The sequence below is a fragment of the Pseudomonas sp. F(2018) genome (assembly GCF_005508865.1).
GTDB lineage: Bacteria > Pseudomonadota > Gammaproteobacteria > Pseudomonadales > Pseudomonadaceae > Aquipseudomonas.
This window is the reverse complement of record NZ_SCOM01000006.1, coordinates 117,505-135,315: the sequence shown is the minus strand read 5'-3', so window position 1 is coordinate 135,315 and position 17,811 is coordinate 117,505. Positions and strand designations below refer to the sequence as shown.

The following is a 17,811-nucleotide window of genomic DNA, read 5'->3' as shown; positions in this document are numbered from 1 at the left end:
CTTACTGCGCATTCTTCAGTTTCGGGTCGAGCGCATCGCGCAGCCCGTCGCCCATCAGGTTAATCGCCAGCACGCTGAGCAGGATGGTCAGCCCCGGCAGCGACACCACCCACCAGGCGCGTTCGATGTAGTCGCGCGCCGAGGCCAGCATGGTGCCCCACTCGGGCGTCGGCGGTTGCACGCCGAGGCCGAGGAAGCCCAGGGCCGCCGCGTCTAGGATGGCCGAGGAGAAGCTCAGGGTGGCCTGCACGATCAGCGGTGCCATGCAGTTGGGCAGCACGGTGACGAACATCAGTCGCGGCAGGCCGGCGCCGGCCAGGCGCGCGGCGGTGACGTAGTCGCGGTTCAGCTCGCCCATCACCGCTGCGCGGGTCAGGCGCACGTAGCTGGGCAGCGAGACGATGGCGATGGCGATCACCGTGTTGATCAGGCCTGGGCCGAGGATGGCGACGATGGCCACGGCCAGCAGCAGCGAGGGCAGGGCCAGCATGATGTCCATCAGGCGCATGATCGAGGGGCCGAGCAGGCGCGGGAAGAAGCCGGCGACCAGGCCCATGAGGATGCCGGGGATCAGCGACATCAGTACCGAGGCCAGGCCGATCATCAGCGACAGGCGCGCGCCGTGGATCAGCCGCGAGAGCAGGTCGCGGCCCAGCTCGTCCGTGCCGAGCAGGAAGCGCGCCTGTCCACCCTCCAGCCAGGACGGCGGCGTGAGCAGGGCGTCGCGGAACTGCTCGCTGGGATCGAAGGGTGCCACCCAGGGTGCAAACAGCGCGCAGAACACGATGACCAGCATGAACAGCAGGCCGCCGACGGCGCCCTTGTTGTGGGCGAAGGCCTGCCAGAATTCCTTCAGCGGCGAGGGGTAGAACAGTGCCTGCTCGGTGGCGGGCACGGCGTTGGATTGAGTCATGTGCGGGCCTCCTTAGCGTTGATGGCGGATACGTGGGTTAACCAGGCCGTAGAGGATGTCCACGACGAAGTTGACCAGGATCACCAGGCAGGCGATCAGCAGGATGCCGTTCTGCACCACCGGGTAGTCGCGGGCGCCGATGGCCTCGATCAGCCATTTGCCGATGCCCGGCCAGGAGAAGATGGTCTCGGTCAGCACGGCGCCGGCCAGCAGGGTGCCGACCTGCAGGCCGAACACGGTGAGCACCGGGATCAGCGCGTTGCGCAGGCCATGCACGAACACCACACGGGCCGGGGACAGGCCCTTGGCGCGGGCGGTGCGGATGTAGTCCTCGCGCAGCACTTCGAGCATCGCCGAGCGGGTCATGCGCGCGATCACCGCCAGGGGAATGGTGCCGAGCACGATGGCCGGCAGGATCAGGTGCATCAGGGCGTCCTTGAACGCGCCTTCCTCCTCGCTCAGGAGCGTATCGATCAGCATGAAGCCGGTCTTCGGCTCGATGTCGTAGAGCAGGTCGATGCGCCCGGACACCGGCGTCCAGCCCAGGTACACCGAGAAGAACATGATCAGCAGCAGGCCCCACCAGAAGATCGGCATCGAGTAGCCGGCCAGCGACACGCCCATCACCCCGTGGTCGAACAGCGAGCCGCGCTTGAGGGCGGCGATCACCCCGGCTATGACGCCGAGCGTGCCGGCAAATAGCAGGGCCGCCAGGGACAGTTCCAGGGTCGCCGGGAACAGGGTGAGGAACTCGTCCCACACGCCCTCGCGGGTGCGCAGCGATTCGCCCAGGTCGCCCTGGGCCAGCTTGCTGATGTAGTCCAGGTACTGGGCCGGCAGCGGCTTGTCCAGGCCCAGGCGGTGCATGGCCTCGGCGTGCATCTCGGGGTCGACGCGGCGCTCGCCCATCATCACTTCCACGGGGTCGCCGGGGATCAGACGGATCAGCGCGAAGGTCAGCAAGGTGACGCCGAAAAAGGTGGGGATCAGCAGCCCCAGGCGTCTGGCGATAAAGGACAGCATTGCGTTGTGGTACTCCGCATCAGGTTGAGCCCGCGCCTTCGTGGGGCGCGGCTGTTATGGCTTGCGCTTTACATGGGTGAAGTTGTTGGAGCCCAGCGGGCTGAGCACGAAGCCCTCGACATCCTTGCGCAGCACGGCGAACTGCTTGGGATGGGCGAGGGCGATCCACGGCGCCTGCTGGTGGAAGATCGCCAGCGCCTCGCGGTACAGCGCGGCGCGGCGCTCCGGCTCGGCGACCCGGCGGGCCTCGCGGATCAGCTGGTCGAACTCCTTGTGACACCAGCCGGCCTGATTCTCGCCACTCTCGGCGGCGGCGCAGGACAGGTTGGGGGTGAGGAAGTTGTCCGGGTCGCCGTTGTCGCCGGCCCAGCCCATGAACACCAGGTCGTGCTCGCCGTTCTTGGCGCGCTTGATCAGCTCGCCCCACTCGAATACGCGGATATCGGCGGCGATGCCGATGGCGGCCAGGTCGGCCTGCAGCATCTGCGCGCCGATACCCGGGTTGGGATTGGTCGGGCCGCCGCCGGGGCGGGTCCAGATCGACAGCTTCAGGCCCTTTTCATGACCGGCCTCGGCCAGCAGCTGGCGGGCGCGTTGCACATCCTTGGGCCAGGGCTGCAGGCGTTCGTCGTAGCCGAGCAGGGTGGCCGGATAGGGCGCCGCGGCCAGGGTGGCGTTGCCCTCGCCGTATTGGGCGCGCAGGTAGGCCTGGCGGTCGAAGGCCAGGTTGATGGCCTGGCGCACGCGCACGTCATCCAGCGGCTTGTGCCGGGTGTTGATGGCCACGTAGGCGGTGAGCAGCGAGTCCAGCTCCGGCACCAGCAGGTCCTTGTTCTCGCGCAGCTTGGGCACGTCGCTCGGCCGCGGGAACACGGCCACCTGGCAGGCGCCGGCCTTGAGCTGCTGGATGCGCGTGTTCGGATCGGGGGTGATGGCCAGCAACAGGCGATCGAGCGCCGGCTTGCCGCCCCAGTAGTGCGGGTTGCCGGCGAAGCGTACCTGGGCGTCCTTGGCGTAGCGCTCGAAGACGAAGGGCCCGGTGCCGATCGGCTGGCTGTTGAGCTTCTCGGGTGTCTCGGCGTCGAGCAGCTGTTCGGCGTACTCGGCGGAATAGATGGAGGTGAAGCCCATGGCCAGGTCGGCCAGGAAGGGCGCCTCGGGGTGTTTCAGGGTGAAGCGCACGCGGTGTTCGTCGAGCGCCTCGATCTCGTCGATCAGCTCGGCGAAGCCCATGGCCTCGAAATAGGGGAAGCCGCGCGGGGCCAGCTCGTGCCAGTCGTGATCCTGGTCGCGCTGGCGCTGGAAGCTCCACAGCACGTCGTCGGCATTCAGCTCGCGGCTCGGCTTGAACCAGGGCGTTTCATGAAACTGCACACCCTTGCGCAGGGTGAAGGTGTAGACCAGGCCGTCGGCGCTGATCTCCCAGCTCTCGGCCAGGGCGGGGATGATGCGGGTGCTGCCGGGGGCGAACTGCACCAGACGCTCGTAGACCGTCTCGGCCGAGGCGTCGGCGGTGGTGGCAGCGGTGTACTGGACGATGTCGAACCCTTCCGGGCTGGCCTCGGAACACACCACCAGGGATTGGGCGAATGCCGGCAGGCTGGCGCACAGCGCCAGGAGCAGGGTGAGACTGCGCATGCTCGATCCTTCTGTAGTGGAAGCCGGGCGGGAGGCCCGCCCGGCCTACGCGGCTTACTTGCCGACGCCCACGCCGTAGAAGGAGTTGAGCGCGAACGGGCTGATCTTGAAGTCCTGCACGTTCTTGCGCATCGGTTGGTAGACGGTGGAGTGGGCGATCGGGGTGATCGGCACCTGGGCCTTGAGCACGTGCTGGGCCTGCTTGTACAGCTCGGTACGCTTGGCCACGTCGGAAGTGGCCTTGGCGGCCTTGACCAGCTTGTCGTAGTCCTCGAAGCACCACTTGGAGAAGTTGTTGCCGTCGACCGCGTCGCAGCCGTACAGGGTGCCCAGCCAGTTGTCCGGGTCACCGTTGTCGCCGCTCCAGCCGATCAGCATGGCGTCGTGCTCGCCGCCCTTGGCGCGCTTCATGTACTCGCCCCATTCGTAGCTGACGATCTTGGCCTTGATGCCGATCTTCGCCCAGTCGGCCTGGAGCATCTCGGCCATCAGCTTGGCGTTGGGGTTGTACGGGCGCTGCACCGGCATGGCCCACAGGGTGATCTCGGTGCCTTCGGCGATGCCGGCGGCCTTGAGCAGGGTCTTGGCCTTCTCGGGATCATAGGCCGGGTCCTTGACGCTCTCGTCGTAGGACCACTGGGTCGGTGGCATGGCGTTGACCGCCAGCTGGCCGGCGCCCTGGTACACGGCGTCGATGATCGCCTGCTTGTTCACCGCCATGTCCAGCGCCTGGCGCACTTCGAGCTTGTCGAACGGCTTGTGGGTGACGTTGTAGGCGATGTAGCCGAGGTTGAAGCCCGGCTGCGACGGCATGTTCAGGTTGGCATCTTTCTTCAGCGACTCCAGGTCGGCCGGACGCGGGAACAGGGTGATCTGGCACTCGCCCTTCTTCAGCTTCTGCATGCGCACCGAGGCATCGGTGTTGATGGCGAAGATCAGGTTGTCGATCTTCACGTCTTCCGGCAGCCAGTAGTCCTTGTTGCCGGTGAAGCGGATCTGCGCGTCCTTCTGGTAGCGCTTGAACACGAACGGGCCGGTGCCGATCGGCTTCTGGTTGATGTCGGCGGCCTTGCCGGCCTTGAGCAGCTGGTCGGCGTACTCGGCGGACTGGATCGAGGCGAAGCTCATCGCCAGGTTCTGGATAAAGGCGGCATCCACACTATTCAGGGTGAACTTGACGCTGTGGTCGTCGAGCTTCTCCAGCTTGGCGATATTGGCGTCCATGCCCATGTCGGTGAAGTAGGGGAATTCGGTGGGGTAGGCCTTACGGAACGGATGCTCCTTGTCGAGCATGCGATTGAAGGTGAACAGCACGTCATCGGCGTTGAATTCGCGGGTCGGCTTGAAGTACTCGGTGGTGTGGAACTTCACGCCCTTGCGCAGCTGGAAGGTGTAGGTCAGGCCGTCGGCCGATACGTCCCACTTCTCGGCCAGGCCCGGCACCACGGCGGTACCGCCACGCTCGAACTGGCTCAGACGGTTGAACATGGTTTCCGCGGCGGCATCGAAGTCGGTGCCGGTGGTGTACTGGCCCGGGTCGAAACCGGCGGGACTGCCTTCGGAGCAGAACACCAGATTGCTGGCGGCGCTGGCGAAGGGGGCGCTGGCGATCAGCCCAGCGGCGAGAAGAGCCTGGATGACGGCGTTCTTACGCATGTTGACCTCATGTTTGTTTTGGTTTTGTTCCTTGAGGGGATGCCTTGTGGGCACCTTGCGTGAAGCTATGCACGGCATATGCCGCGAGCAAGCATGAAACGCCAATGAGTGTAGAAGCTGTGACGAAGCTGTAATGCTTTGTCGCAATTGTGCAAATTTCACCGGGAAATGTGGCGATGGGCCACTGCGCGCACAGTGGCCCATCGCTCCCGATCAGGGCAGCTGCACCTCGATCACGCCATCGGCGCTCATGCTCACGCGGCTGGTGCCGGCCTCGATCTGCGGAGCTGCATCCGCCTTGCTGCTGAATCCTCCTGATACTGATCTGATGCCCACCGGCATCACCGGCTGGAAGCCGCTGCCGTTGAGGCTCAGGCTGACCAGCTTGTAGCCCTTGCCGCCGACGGCCTCGGTGGCCAGCTGGGCGCGGGCCTTGAAGGCGTTCACCGCCTGCTTGATCAACTGATCCTCGCTGGCCTTGCGGCTGTCCTCGGCCACGGCGAAGCTCATCTCCGCCATCTTCAGCTCGCCCAGCAGGTCGGCTGACAGCTGCGACAGGCGGGCGAACTCGGCGCTCTCCAGGCGCAGTTCGGCGCGCTCGCGCCAGGCGCCGATCTTGCTGCCTTCGTCCTCGTACACCGGGTAGCTCTGCCGGCTGCCCAGGCTGACTTTCACGCCCTGCACCTTGCGTGCCTTGTCGATGGCGGCGTTGAGGGTCTTGGTCACGCCGGCGGCCAGCTCGGCCGGGTCGTCGCTCTGCGCCTCGGTATAGAGGGTGACGTACATGCGGTCATGGGCCACTTCCTGGCTGACTTCGGCGCGCAGCGACACCTGGTTGTAGCGCGGCTCGTCGGCCATGGCCGGCAGGCTGGCGAGGGTGGCCAGGCCGAGGGCGACGGTGGCGGCGAGACGGTTGAGTGCGTGCATGGGGACTCCTTGCGGGTGGTTGTCCTGGTGTTTGACGAAGTGGTCAGACTATTCGGGTTAAAGCTTGTTCGCAGGTTTTCTTTTTCCAGTTGCCGGCTCGTTCGCGGCTTCGCTCGCAGGCGAGCCTCGCTGCGTCCGGTTGACGCAGGTCAGCGGCCACCCAAGCCCTCTGGTTATACTCGCCGGCATGCCCGGAGCCTCTATGTACGCACCCGTCCAATTGCTGTCCGCCAGCCGCCAGAACCTCTGGCGCCTGACCCTGATTCGCCTGCTGGTGCTGGCCGCCCAGGCCGGCTCGGTGGGCATCGCCTACCTGTCCGACCTGCTGCCGCTGCCCTGGCTACCGCTGTGCATCACCCTCGGCGTGTCCCTCGGCCTGTGCCTGCTCACCGCCCTGCGCCTGCGTGGGCCGTGGCCGGTGACCGAACTGGAGTACACGGTGCAGTTGGCCTGCGACCTGGTGATCCACAGCCTGCTGCTGTACTTCTCCGGCGGCTCGACCAACCCCTTCGTGTCCTACTACCTGGTGCCGCTGACCATCGCCGCGGCGACCCTGCCCTGGCTGTATTCCATGTTCCTCGCGGGGTTGGCGCTCACCGGCTACACGGCGCTGCTGATCTGGTACCACCCGATGCACCTGAACAACGTGCAGCACGAGGCGATGCTGATCAGCCTGCACCTGTTCGGCATGTGGCTGAACTTCCTGCTGTCCGCCGCCTTCATCACCTTCTTCGTGGTCAAGATGGCCGGCGCCCTGCGCCGCCAGGACGAGCTGCAGGCGCTGCGTCGCGAGGAGGGCATGCGCGACCAGCAGCTGCTGGCCGTGGCCACCCAGGCCGCCGGCGCCGCCCACGAGCTGGGCACGCCGCTGGCGACCATGAGCGTGCTGCTCAAGGAGCTGCGCCAGGAATACCGCGACAAGCCGACCCTGCAGGACGACCTGGCCCTGCTGCAGGAACAGGTCAAGCTGTGCAAGGAGACCCTGCAGCACCTGGTGCGCGCCGCCGAGGCCGATCGCCGCCAGGCGGTGTTCGAGCAGACCGCCGTGCAGTGGCTGGAGGCGACTCTCAACCGCTGGCACCTGATGCGCCCCGAGGCCACCTATCGCTTCCAGTGCCTGGGCGGCGGTGCGGTGCCGCGCCTGTTGCCGCCGGCCGACCTGACCCAGGCCCTGCTCAACCTGCTGAACAACGCCGCCGATGCCTGCCCGGACAAGCTCGACATCCGCCTGGACTGGGACGCGAGCTGGATCAAGCTGAGCATTCGCGATCACGGCGCCGGTGTGCCGCTGGCCATCGCCGAGCAGATCGGCAAACCCTTCTTCACCACCAAGGGCAAGGGCTTCGGCCTCGGCCTGTTCCTCAGCCAGGCCAGCGTGACGCGGGCCGGTGGTTCGGTGAAACTCTACAATCACGAAGAGGGCGGCACGCTGACGGAACTGCTGCTGCCGAGGCTTGGAGATGAGCATGTCTGACGAACAACTGCACGATCAGGAAGACCAGCCGCACCTGCTGCTGGTGGACGACGACGCCACCTTCACCCGCGTCATGGCCCGCGCCATGGACCGCCGCGGCCTGCGCGTGAGCGTGGCCAACTCGGCGGAGGAGGGCCTGGTCCTGGCCAAGGAAGATCTGCCGGACTACGCCGTGGTCGACCTGAAGATGGAAGGCGATTCCGGCCTGGTGCTGCTGCCCAAGCTGCTGGAGCTGGACCCGGAGATGCGCGTGGTGATCCTCACCGGCTATTCGAGCATCGCCACCGCCGTGGAGGCGATCAAGCGCGGCGCCACCAACTACCTGTGCAAGCCGGCCGACGCCGACGACGTGCTCACCGCGCTGCTCTCCGAGCATGCCGACCTCAATACCCTGGTGCCGGAAAACCCGATGTCGGTGGACCGCCTGCAGTGGGAGCACATCCAGCGCGTGCTGGCCGAGCACGACGGCAATATCTCCGCCACCGCTCGCGCCCTCGGCATGCACCGCCGTACCCTGCAGCGCAAGCTGCAGAAGCGCCCGGTACGCCGCTGAGCCACTCCTGTTCGCGCTCCGCGCATGGCTGCGCGGAGCACGAGCGCCATTGAAAGCCTGGTGAAAGCCTTTCCCCGACTGCAGCGGTTATCATTAGCCGCCTAATCAAGTAGTCGGGGCTGCCATGCTCGCCGTTGTCCAGCAGACGCTCGCCATCACCGCGCCGGTGTTCTCCATGCTGTTCCTCGGGGTGGCGCTCAAGCGCCTGGCCCTGATCGACGGCCACTTCATCAACACCGCCTCGGCCCTGGTGTTCAACGTCAGCATGCCGGTCATGCTGTTCCTCGCGATCCTGCACGCCGACCTGAATACCGCGCTGCAGCCGGCAGTGCTCGGCTACTTCCTGCTGGCCACCGTGCTCGGTTTCCTGCTGGCCTGGGGCTGGGCCCTGCTGCGGGTGCCGCGGGCCGAACGTGGCGTGTTCGTGCAGGGCTCGTTCCGTGGCAACAACGGCATCATCGGCCTGGCCCTGGCCACCAGCCTCTACGGCGACTACGGTCTGTCGCTGGGCGGCATCCTCGGCGGGGTGGTGATCCTCAGCTACAACACCCTCTCGGTGATCGTGCTCGAGGTGTACAACCCCAACAGCAAGGCCAGCCCCTGGAGCATCCTCAAGGGCATCCTGCGCAATCCGCTGATCCTCGGCGTGCTCGCGGCGATTCCCTTCGCCTACTGGCAGGTGCGCCTGCCGGCCTGGCTGACCACTTCCGGCGAATACCTGGCCCAGCTGACCCTGCCGCTGGCGCTGATCTGCATCGGCGGCACCCTGTCGCTGGCCTCCTTGCGCGCCAGCAGCGGCCTGGCCATCGGCGCCAGCCTGATGAAGATGGTCTGGCTGCCGAGCCTCGCCACGCTGGGCGCCTTCGCCCTCGGCTTCCGCAATGCCGAGTTGGCCATCCTGTTCCTCTACTTCGCCAGCCCCACGGCCGCGGCCAGCTTCGTCATGGCCAGGGCGGCCGGCGGCAACCACGAACTGGCGGCGGCGATCATCGTGCTCACCACCCTGGTGGCGGTGGTCACCACCAACATCGGCCTCTTCGTGCTGCAGTGGGGCGGCTGGATCTGAGCGGCAGCGGCTCTACTCCCTCTCCCGTTTACGGGAGAGGGCTGGGGAGAGGGCCATTTACCTGTGTGACCGTAGCCCGGATGAAATCCGGGGTCATCGAGCGCTGCGCCGTCTTTCCCGGATTGCATCCGGGCTACAGGGCTACAGGCCACCGGGTTACGGCAGGAACTCTACCTGCAGCGCCCGGCTGGCACTGCGGCCCTGGTCGTCACTGACGCGAATGCGGTATTGCCCCGAACGCTCGGGCCGCCATTGCAGGGCGGTCTGTGGCGGTCCCTGGCCGACCAGGGTGTGGTCGGCGAACCAGTACAGCAGGCGGGCATCGGCGGCGGCATGGGCGGCTAGGCTGATGCTTTCCTGCGGTTGCGACAGGCGCAGGCTGTAGGTCACCTGGGTCAGCGGCGAGGTGATGCGCGGCGCCTCGCTGGTGTCGATGGCGGCCTGCACCTGGCAGTCGCGCTGGGCGTCCGGCGGCGTGCGCCGGGGCAGACCGGCGTCGACGAACAGGCGTTGCAGGTCGGATGGCCAGAACTCGAACACCTGCAGCTCGCTGGTCGCCGGGTCGATGGGCGGGCAGGCGGCCTTGCCGGTCTGCCGATCGACCATCACCGGGCGGTGCAGGTCGGATACGCGGATCGGCGACACGCCGGGGATATACCAGGTCTTGCGGGTCTGCGGGCACCAGCGGTTGGGCAGCTCGCCGGAGGCGGCGCAGACCTCGACGCGGGCCAGCCCCGCCGGCGGCCGGTCGACCGGTGCGCGCACCTCCGGCAGGGCCAGCGGCAGGGCATCGGCGATGCGGAAGAACAGCGGCGCGGCGGTCTTGATGCCGACGAAGGCCGGGTTCGGCGTGGCGTCGAAATTGCCGACCCACACCACCAGCACGTAGGGCCCGACCAGGCCGGCGCTCCAGGCATCGTGGAAGCCCCAGGAGGTGCCGGTCTTCCAGGCCACCGGCCAGTCGCGGCCGCGGGCATCGGCGGGCAGGCCGTCCGGGCGCGGGTTGTGGCGCAGCATGTCGCGGACCGTGAAGGCCGCCTGCGGCGACAGCAGCTGGGCGCCCGGTTCGCTTTTGTCCTCGCGGGTCCAGCGCAGTGGACGCAGGCGGCCGTCGCCGGCCAGCATTAGATACAACCTGGCCAGTTCGGCCGGGGTCAGCTCGCCGCCGCCCAGAGCCAGGGCCAGGCCGTAGAACTCCTCCTCGCGCAGGCCCTGGATGCCGGCGCGCTGCAGCAGGCCGTGCAGCGATGGCTGCCTGAGCTGGCTGGCCAGCCACACGGCCGGCACGTTGCGGCTGCGGATCAGCGCGTCCTGGGCGGTCAGCGGGCCGGCGAACTTGCCGTCGAAGTTTTCCGGCTGGAAGGCGCCGAAGGCGCTGGGCGCGTCCTTGAGGATGCTCATCGGCTGGATCACGCCCTGGTCCAGGGCCAGGCCGTAGAGGAATGGCTTGAGCGTCGATCCCGGAGAGCGGCGAGCCTGCACGCCGTTGACCTGGCCCTGGATGCTGGCATCGAAGTAGTCGGCCGAGCCCACCAGTGCCTTCACCGCCTGATCGCGGCTGTCCACCAGGATCGCCGTGGCGTTGCGCACGCCCAGTTTGCGCCGGTCGGCGACGAACTGGCCGACCAGTTGTTCCAGGCGCTGCTGCAGGCGCGGATCGAGGGTGCTGTGCAGCTCGCTGCCCTCGTGGCTGGCCAGCAGCTGCTCGCTCAGGTGCGGCGCGCGGAACGCCAGCTGGCGCCGGGTGCGCGCCTGCAATGGCAGCTCCAGCAGGCCGTCGTTGCGCGGGTCGTCGGCATGCTCGCGGCGCCACTGGGCCATCAGCTGCAGGCGCGCGCGCTGCAGCGCCGGGCCGAACTGGCCGCGGCCAGGCTGCTGGGGAATCACGGCCAGGGCCAGGGCCTCGCTGAGCGACAGCTGCGCCGCCGCCTTGGCGAAGTAGATGCGGCTGGCCGCCTCGACGCCCTCGATGTTGCCGCCCATGGGCGCCAGGTTGAGGTAGGCCTCGAGGATGTCGTGCTTGCTGTGGCGCGCCTCGATCCACAGGGCCAGGGCGATCTGCTGCAGCTTGCCGGGAATCTGCCGCGAGTTGAGGTCGTACAGGCGCCTGGCCAGCTGCATGCTCAGGGTCGAGCCACCCTGGCGCATGCCGCCGCCGTAGGTGGCCATGGCCGCGCGCACCAGCGCCGTGGGATCGACGCCCGGATGCCGGTAGAAGTGGCGGTCTTCCTTGAGCAGCAGCGCCTCGACCATGGCCGGGGCGATGCGCTCCAGCGGCACCCACAGGCGGTACTGGCCGTCGCCGGCCAGGGTCATGCGCAGCAGTTCGCCGTTCTCCGCCAGCACCATGCGCGACAGCGGCGCCGCCTCGCGCAGCGGCGCATGCGGCCACAGGCGCAGCGCCGCGAGCAGCAGGAGGAACAGGCCGAGGCCGGACAGACAGCGTTTCAGTCGGGACATGGCGCTTCAAAAGGAAGCGGCCCTCGCGGAGGAGGGCCGCTGGTTCAGGGTTTGACGATGGTCAGCTGGCCGGCCTTGCCGCGGGCCTGCTGGGTGGTGTCGTACATGCCTTCGGCATAGGCCGGCGGCGTGCCGAAGGTGCCGGCGTTGGTGGCGCGCACGCGGTAGACGAAGGTGGCGGCGTCGCGATAGACGGTGCCGTAAAGCACCACGCGGTCGTCGCGCACATCGGCGAACTCGGGCGACCAGTCGCTCTTGCCCGGCTCACCCACCGGCGGCTGCCAGCTCGGCTCCTCGGCCTCTTCCTCGGCGTACTCGTCTTCCTCGCTGGGCTCGGTGACCGGCGCCGGCTGGTTGTACACCGGCTCGGTGCCGCCCGGCAGCAGGTCGACCACGGCCACTTGCTGCACCTGGTCGAAGTTCTTGGCGCGCAGGCGCAGGCATACCAGGAACTCGTCGCCGACGCTGACCTGCTTGACCGGCTCGCCGTTCAGGTCGGTGTACTCGTGGCTGATCTCCAGGCCATCGGCCAGCACCTTGTCCGGTGCGCCGCGGTCGTAGCCGCCTTCGCTGAGCATGTAGAACACCGGCGCGTCGCCGTCTTTGCGCAGCAACAGCATCTTGGCCGCCTGCGGCACGTCGCTGACCGGCGGCTTGCCACTCAGCTGCAGCGGCTGTTCGCCCTGCTTGCCCAGCCAGGCGCTGACGCGCAGGTTGAGGCCGTTCTCGGCGCGCTCGCCGTAGCTGTCCAGCGCCCGCAGCAACAGGGCGGCGGACAGGGAGTTGTAGCGCTGTTCGTTGAGGCGCTGGCCCAGGGCGTCGAGCAGCTTCACTGGTACCTCGTCCAGCTCGGCGGGGAAGTGCTTGGCCAGCAGGCGCAGGTGCTCGGCGTCGTGCACCAGCGGGTCGTAGTACAGGCCGTAGCTGCTCCAGCCCTTCTCCAGATTGCGCCACACCTGTTCGGCGAACAGCTTGTCGGCCTGCTTGTCCTGCTTCAGCAGCTTATAGCTGGCGGCCAGATAGGCAGCCCCGATGTCCTGCTGCCAGTTCTTGCGGTGGTAGGTCTCGTAGCGCTCGCGGATATCGGCCAGCGCGCCGCTGGTGACCACGCCCTGGCGGGTCAACAGGTAGGCGGCATAGGCGCGGTTGCGCAGCTCCTCCAGACCTTCGCTGGGGCCGTTGGCCAGTTGCGAGAGGTAGCCGTTGGCGCGATTGAGCAGGTCGCCCGGCACCGCGAAGTTGCGCTCCTTGGCTTCGATCAGGAAGTCGGTGGCGTAGAGGCTGGCGAACGGCGCCACCTGCGGGTTGGCCGCCCACAGGCCGAAGCCGCCTTCCAGGTTCTGCCGCGAGCGCAGGATGCGCACGGCGTTGTCGAAGGACGGCACCGCCTGCGGGTCGACACCCGTGGCCGAGCTGCCCCAGACCAGCGCTGGCATGGCCTTGGACACCAGTTGCTCGGTGCAGCTGTAGCCGTAGTCGTCCAGGTAACTCTGCAGGCCGCTGGCCCAGACCAGCGGCGAGCCGGCGGCGGCGAAGCGCACGTCACGCAGCTGCGGGTAGAGGTCGCGGCTGACCTGCACCTCGCCGCTGGCGTCTTCCGTGCGGCCCAGGGTCAGGGCCACGCGGCGCTCGACCAGCGGGCGTACCGAGGTGGTCTCGCCGATCTTCACGCGGCGGCCGTCGGGTAGGGTGGCGACGAAGGTCATGTCCGCCGAGCCCAGGTTTTCCTGGGCCAGCAGGTCGATTTCCACCACGCCTTCCTTGCGCGGAGCCAGCTGCAGCTCGGCCTGGTCGATGGATTTCATCTTCAGCCCGGCGCTGGTTTCCACGCTGACCTTGACGGTGGTCGGCTGCTCCAGGTTGCTGAACACCCCGGCACTGACCTTGAACAGGTCACCGGGGGCGACGAAGGCGGGCACGTTGGGCGTGATCACCAGCGGTCCGCGCACTTCGGTGGCGCCTTCGACCACGCCGATACGGGCGTCGTCCACCGCCACCACGAACAAGTGCAGCTTGCCGTTGAAGTAGTCCGGCACGTCGTAGCGGAAGTCGTTGTCGCCGGCTTGCAGGTCGACTAGGCCGGACCAGTAGGCCACCGGCGGCTTGCGCTTGCGCTTGAACGGGTTGAGGTGGGCGCCGAGCAGGTCCTCGCCGTCACCACCGGCGGCCGAGGCGTCGAGCAGGCGGCTGAACTCGGGTAGCAACAGGTCGAGGATCTGGCTGGTCTGCACTTCCAGGGCGCGTTTCTGGAAGAACTGCGCCAGCGGGTCCGGCGCCTTGTAGCGCGCGACCTGCAGGATGCCTTCGTCGATGGCGTAGACCACGGCGCGGCCGGGGCGGTCGGTGCTGACCTTGATGTCCAGCGCCTGGCCCGGCTCGATGTGCTCGGCGGCGCTGACCTGCAGCGGGATGCGCCGCGCGTCCAGCTTGATGCGCAGCGGCGCCACGCCGTAGGACAGCGGACTCATGTACACCTCGGGCGAGGCGCTGTCGCGGACGAACTGCACGTTGACGTAGGCGTTGCCTTCCAGCTCTGCGGGCAGGCGGATGCGTTGCACGCTGCTGGTGCTGTCGGCCTTGAACCACTGGTGGGCGTAGACCTTGTCGCGCTCGATGGTGATCAGGCCGGCGCCGGTGTAGGGCGCGCGGATGCTGATCTCGACCTCGTCGCCCTGGGCGTAGGCATCCTGGTTCAGGCGCAGCTGCAGCTCGGCGTTGCGCTCCAGCGAGCGGCTGGCGTTGCCGTGGCCGGCGACGCTGTAGTCGACCTGGTTCAGCGGCGTGCCGTCGGCGGCCTTGAGGGTCAAGGTGAAGTCGCCGGGCTCGCTGGTGTTCAGCGTCAGCTTGGTACCGCTGGCGGCAATGTTCAGCGGCTGGCTGCCCAGCGGGATGTTCTTGATCCGCGACTGGTACTTGTAGGTACCGTTGGACTGCTTGACCAGCACCGACACGTAGCGGTGCTCGACCAGCTCGGTGGACAGGCCGTCCACTGCCAGTGGCTTGAGGTCGGGGCCGATGGCCAGCCACTCGACTTCGCGCTTGGCGCCCTTGCTTACGTAGTCCAGCGAGTCGACGCTCTTGACCCCCGCCAGCCAGGGTGCGGACGACACCATCAGGCTGCTCTGGGCGGCGACGTTGTGCCCACCCTCGGCCTCGAACACCCTGGCCAGCAGGCTCAGGCGATAGGTGCTGGCGGCGTAGCGGTCCAGGCGCAGGTCGGGGCTGGTTTCGCCGTTGTCGTCGGTCTGGCCTTCCTCCAGTTCCTCGGTGCTGCTGTCGTTCAGCGAGTTGGTGATGCGGAAGCGATAGTCGGCGTACTGCTCGAACGCCGCGTAGGCCGGCGACAGGGTCATCTCGGCGGTGACCCGACGGCCGGAGGCCGGCGCGCCGAACAGATGCATGGCCTTGATCTTGGCCTCGACCTGCTCGGGGGCGATCCAGCCCTTCACCGGGGCCTTGGCCAGGGTGGCGCTGACCTTCATGCGGTCTGGCTCGAAGTCGCGCACCTTGAAGTCGACATTGCCCAGCGCGGTGCGCTGCTCGTCTTCGTCGATCAGGCTCAGGGTGGCGGTGTAGGTGCCGGCCGGAGCGGCCTCGCTGCTGTGGAAATCGATGCTCTCGAAGCCGCTGGCGGAAAGCTTCAGCTGCTGGCGCAGCACGCTCTGGCCGCGCGGGTCGCGTACGTCCAGTTCCACCGGCAGGCCCTGCAGCTGGCCGCTCCAGTTGGCGGTGCGGACGATCATGCCCAGGTGCGCGGTCTCGCCCGGGCGATACAGGCCGCGGTCGCTGAACAGATAGGCGCCGAGGCGGTCCGGCTCGCCGTTCTCATACTGCCCTCCGATGTCGAAGCGCGACAGGTCGAGGCGGTGCTGGCTGGCCGCCACCGGCAGGAAGGACTGGTCGTTGCCGTAATTGACCACGTACATCAGCGGGGTCTTCTCGCGGCGCAGCTCGTCGAGCTTGGCGAAGTGCGCCTGGCCGTTGCCGTCGGTATAGGCGCTGGCCACCGGCAGGCCGTTGCGGCCGAGGATCTGCACCTCGGCGCCGGCTACCGCGCCGCCCTGGCTGATCGACTGGACGAACAAGTCGTGGCTGCCGTCGCTGCTGCGTTTGGCGATGATGCCGAGGTCGGTGACCACCACGAAGCGCAGGTCGCGGGTCGGGTTGTCGTCGTAGTAGTAATCGAAGGTGTCCTGGCTCGGGTCATCCTCGGAGCTCAGCTTGATCACGAAGATGCCGCGGCGGCCGCCGTCGGCATTCAGGTAGGGCGCCAGGTCGACATGGCTGTACTGGGTCTTCGAGGGATCGCTGGCGTCCAGCGACAGCTTGACCTCCATCCGCTCCACCAGGCGGTCGAAGTAGCCATTGGAAATTTCGGGGCGGGCGAAACTGCCGTAGTTCTGGTCCACCAGGTGATGCAGCTGGTTGGGCAGCAGGCGCGAGATCTCCACCTGGGCGCCGGGCACGCCGCGTCCGAGGATGCCCAGCTGCTTCTCACCATTGAGACTGAGCAGTGCACCTTCGGAGAGGAAGGCCAGGGCGCGCGGGTACTTGGGCATCTGCAGCAGGTTGTAGGTCGGGTCCTTGGCCAGGTAGCCACCGACCGCCTCGACCTTGGCTGCCACCTTCACATAGAGGTAGCGCCCCGGTTCGGCCTTGAACTTGAAGGCGTGCAGGCTGTTCAGCGGCTCGACGCTGGGCACCTGGGTCAGCTTCACGCGCTCGGCGCGGGCCAGGGTCTGTTCGTCGACTTCCGACTCGTCCCAGTACTCGCTGCCCTGGCTGTCGCGCGCGGGCAACAGCCAGACCTGCACCTGCTTGGCGATGGCCTCGTCGCTCACCGCGCTGGAGCTGCTGAACATCAGCACCGGCTCCGGTTCGCCACGGTCGTTGTCGACGAACTGGATATTGCTGGCGCTGAAGGTCAGGCGATATCGCCCCGGTACGCTGACCGCGGCCTGCAGTGGCTGGGCGCTGGCATTGCCACCGTCGCGGGCCTGGATGCCTTTCTCTACCCGCAGGCTGACGCCGGTGGTTTCCAGGGGAGTGGCCAGCGGCGCTGAGTGCACGTAGGCGGCCAGCTTGTTCTTGGCGAAGCTGATTTCCGGGGTTGGCGCCACATCCTTGTCGCGATATTCCAGGCCACGGTCCAGGGCGATGGAAACGCGCTGGCGGAAGGATTCCTCGTCGACCGGGTGGGAGAAGTTGATGGTCGCCACCAGCTTCTTCAGGCTCGGCACCACCGGATCCTGATACAGCTCGTGGCCGGCCATGCTGGCGGTGAACGGCTGGGTACGCAGATCGAATTGATAGCGGTCGAGCAGCACACCGTCGGCCAGCAGGCCCTCTTCATTCAGGGTGACCTGATAAGCCTGGTCGATCGGCCAGTCGGCGGCCGGGGTGAACACCAGGCTGCGGTCGTTGGCCCAGTGCCAGGCGCCCTTGACGGCCGGCTGCAGGCTGATGCCCTCGTGGACCTCCTTGCCGATCGCGTCCAGCGGGGCGGCGGATTCGTGGAAGTCGACGCGTAGGGTGTCGATGCTGATCGGTTCGTGCTGGTAGCCGGTCAGGTTCGGTGCGTGCACCGAGTAGGCCACGGTGTGCGGCACCGGCAGGTTCTGGTACCAGTGCCAGGCGTAGGCGCCGGCGCCACCGAGCAGGGCCAGCACGGCCAGGCCTGCGGCAGTCTTGCCGGGGCGTGCGCATAGCCAGCGGCCGCAGGCGCATAGGCCCTGCCACAGCTTGCGCAGCCACAGCGGTGGCTGCCAGCTACCGACCAGGGCAGAAAGCAGCCAGCGCGCCAGGCGCAGCACACCGAGAACGATAAAAGAGACAAACGCGAAAGCGCGGCGGGACACCGCTACGAGCGAGGTGAACATATGCATCCCTGCAGATGGTGAGTGCGGGCATTGCGCCAGCGGCACCGAATGTACTGGCAATCGGCGGGCGGATTATGCGCTTTCCGGCTCCACCGAAGAGCTGGCCGAAGAAACAGAATTCTGCCGATTTGTGATTGCTGTCACGCTCGCCGCGGGGCGGTAAAAGCGCGCGGAGAGCGGCGTGAATGTGACTGGCTGCCAAACTCCAGGCGGCTGCGGCGA

At 67.4% G+C, this 17,811-nt stretch carries 10 protein-coding genes; 3 read left to right on the top strand and 7 right to left on the bottom strand.

Annotated elements, in window-relative coordinates; translation table 11 throughout:
* Window position 1: 1 nt before the first annotated feature.
* The 5 genes from FFS62_RS21895 to FFS62_RS21875 all read right to left on the bottom strand — a co-directional run bounded on the left by FFS62_RS21895 (window position 2) and on the right by FFS62_RS21875 (window position 6,157).
* The gene (locus tag FFS62_RS21895; RefSeq protein ID WP_137974979.1) at window positions 2-913 is read right to left on the bottom strand and encodes an ABC transporter permease subunit; all 912 of its coding nucleotides are present in this window, start codon (window positions 911-913) and stop codon (window positions 2-4) included.
* A gap of 12 nt (window positions 914-925) precedes the next feature.
* The gene (locus FFS62_RS21890) at window positions 926-1,936 is read right to left on the bottom strand and encodes an ABC transporter permease subunit (protein WP_137974978.1); all 1,011 of its coding nucleotides are present in this window, start codon (window positions 1,934-1,936) and stop codon (window positions 926-928) included.
* A gap of 54 nt (window positions 1,937-1,990) precedes the next feature.
* On the bottom strand, window positions 1,991-3,574 hold the full coding sequence (locus tag FFS62_RS21885; RefSeq protein ID WP_137974977.1) for an ABC transporter substrate-binding protein: 1,584 nt from the start codon (window positions 3,572-3,574) through the stop codon (window positions 1,991-1,993).
* A 54-nt stretch (window positions 3,575-3,628) separates the two neighbouring features.
* Entirely contained in the window at window positions 3,629-5,230 is a 1,602-nt protein-coding gene (locus FFS62_RS21880) for an ABC transporter substrate-binding protein (protein WP_137974976.1), read from the bottom strand.
* Between the two features lie 213 nt (window positions 5,231-5,443).
* A complete protein-coding gene (locus tag FFS62_RS21875) occupies window positions 5,444-6,157 on the bottom strand; it encodes an SIMPL domain-containing protein (protein ID WP_137974975.1) in 714 nt (237 codons plus the stop codon).
* 202 nt (window positions 6,158-6,359) lie between these two features.
* Between FFS62_RS21875 and FFS62_RS21870 the strand changes: the two genes are divergently transcribed.
* The 3 genes from FFS62_RS21870 (at window position 6,360) to FFS62_RS21860 (ending at window position 9,250) form a co-directional block, all read left to right on the top strand.
* Complete coding sequence (locus FFS62_RS21870) at window positions 6,360-7,631, top strand: ATP-binding protein (RefSeq protein WP_137974974.1); 1,272 nt, start codon at window positions 6,360-6,362, stop codon at window positions 7,629-7,631.
* Window positions 7,624-8,184 carry a response regulator transcription factor gene (locus tag FFS62_RS21865; protein WP_137974973.1) on the top strand — a complete coding sequence of 187 codons (561 nt, stop codon included), beginning with the start codon at window positions 7,624-7,626 and terminating at the stop codon, window positions 8,182-8,184. Before FFS62_RS21870 ends, FFS62_RS21865 begins: the two co-directional genes overlap by 8 nt.
* Window positions 8,185-8,308: 124 nt before the next feature.
* Entirely contained in the window at window positions 8,309-9,250 is a 942-nt protein-coding gene (locus FFS62_RS21860; RefSeq protein WP_137974972.1) for an AEC family transporter, read from the top strand.
* Window positions 9,251-9,406: 156 nt separating this feature from the next.
* Here FFS62_RS21860 and pbpC read toward each other — a convergent pair whose 3' ends face one another.
* Both pbpC and FFS62_RS21850 read right to left on the bottom strand, forming a co-directional pair.
* A complete protein-coding gene (pbpC, locus tag FFS62_RS21855; protein ID WP_137974971.1) occupies window positions 9,407-11,710 on the bottom strand; it encodes a penicillin-binding protein 1C in 2,304 nt (767 codons plus the stop codon).
* Between the two features lie 44 nt (window positions 11,711-11,754).
* Window positions 11,755-17,589, bottom strand: coding sequence for an alpha-2-macroglobulin (locus FFS62_RS21850; protein WP_137974970.1), 5,835 nt, complete (start codon window positions 17,587-17,589; stop codon window positions 11,755-11,757).
* Window positions 17,590-17,811: the final 222 nt, after the last annotated feature.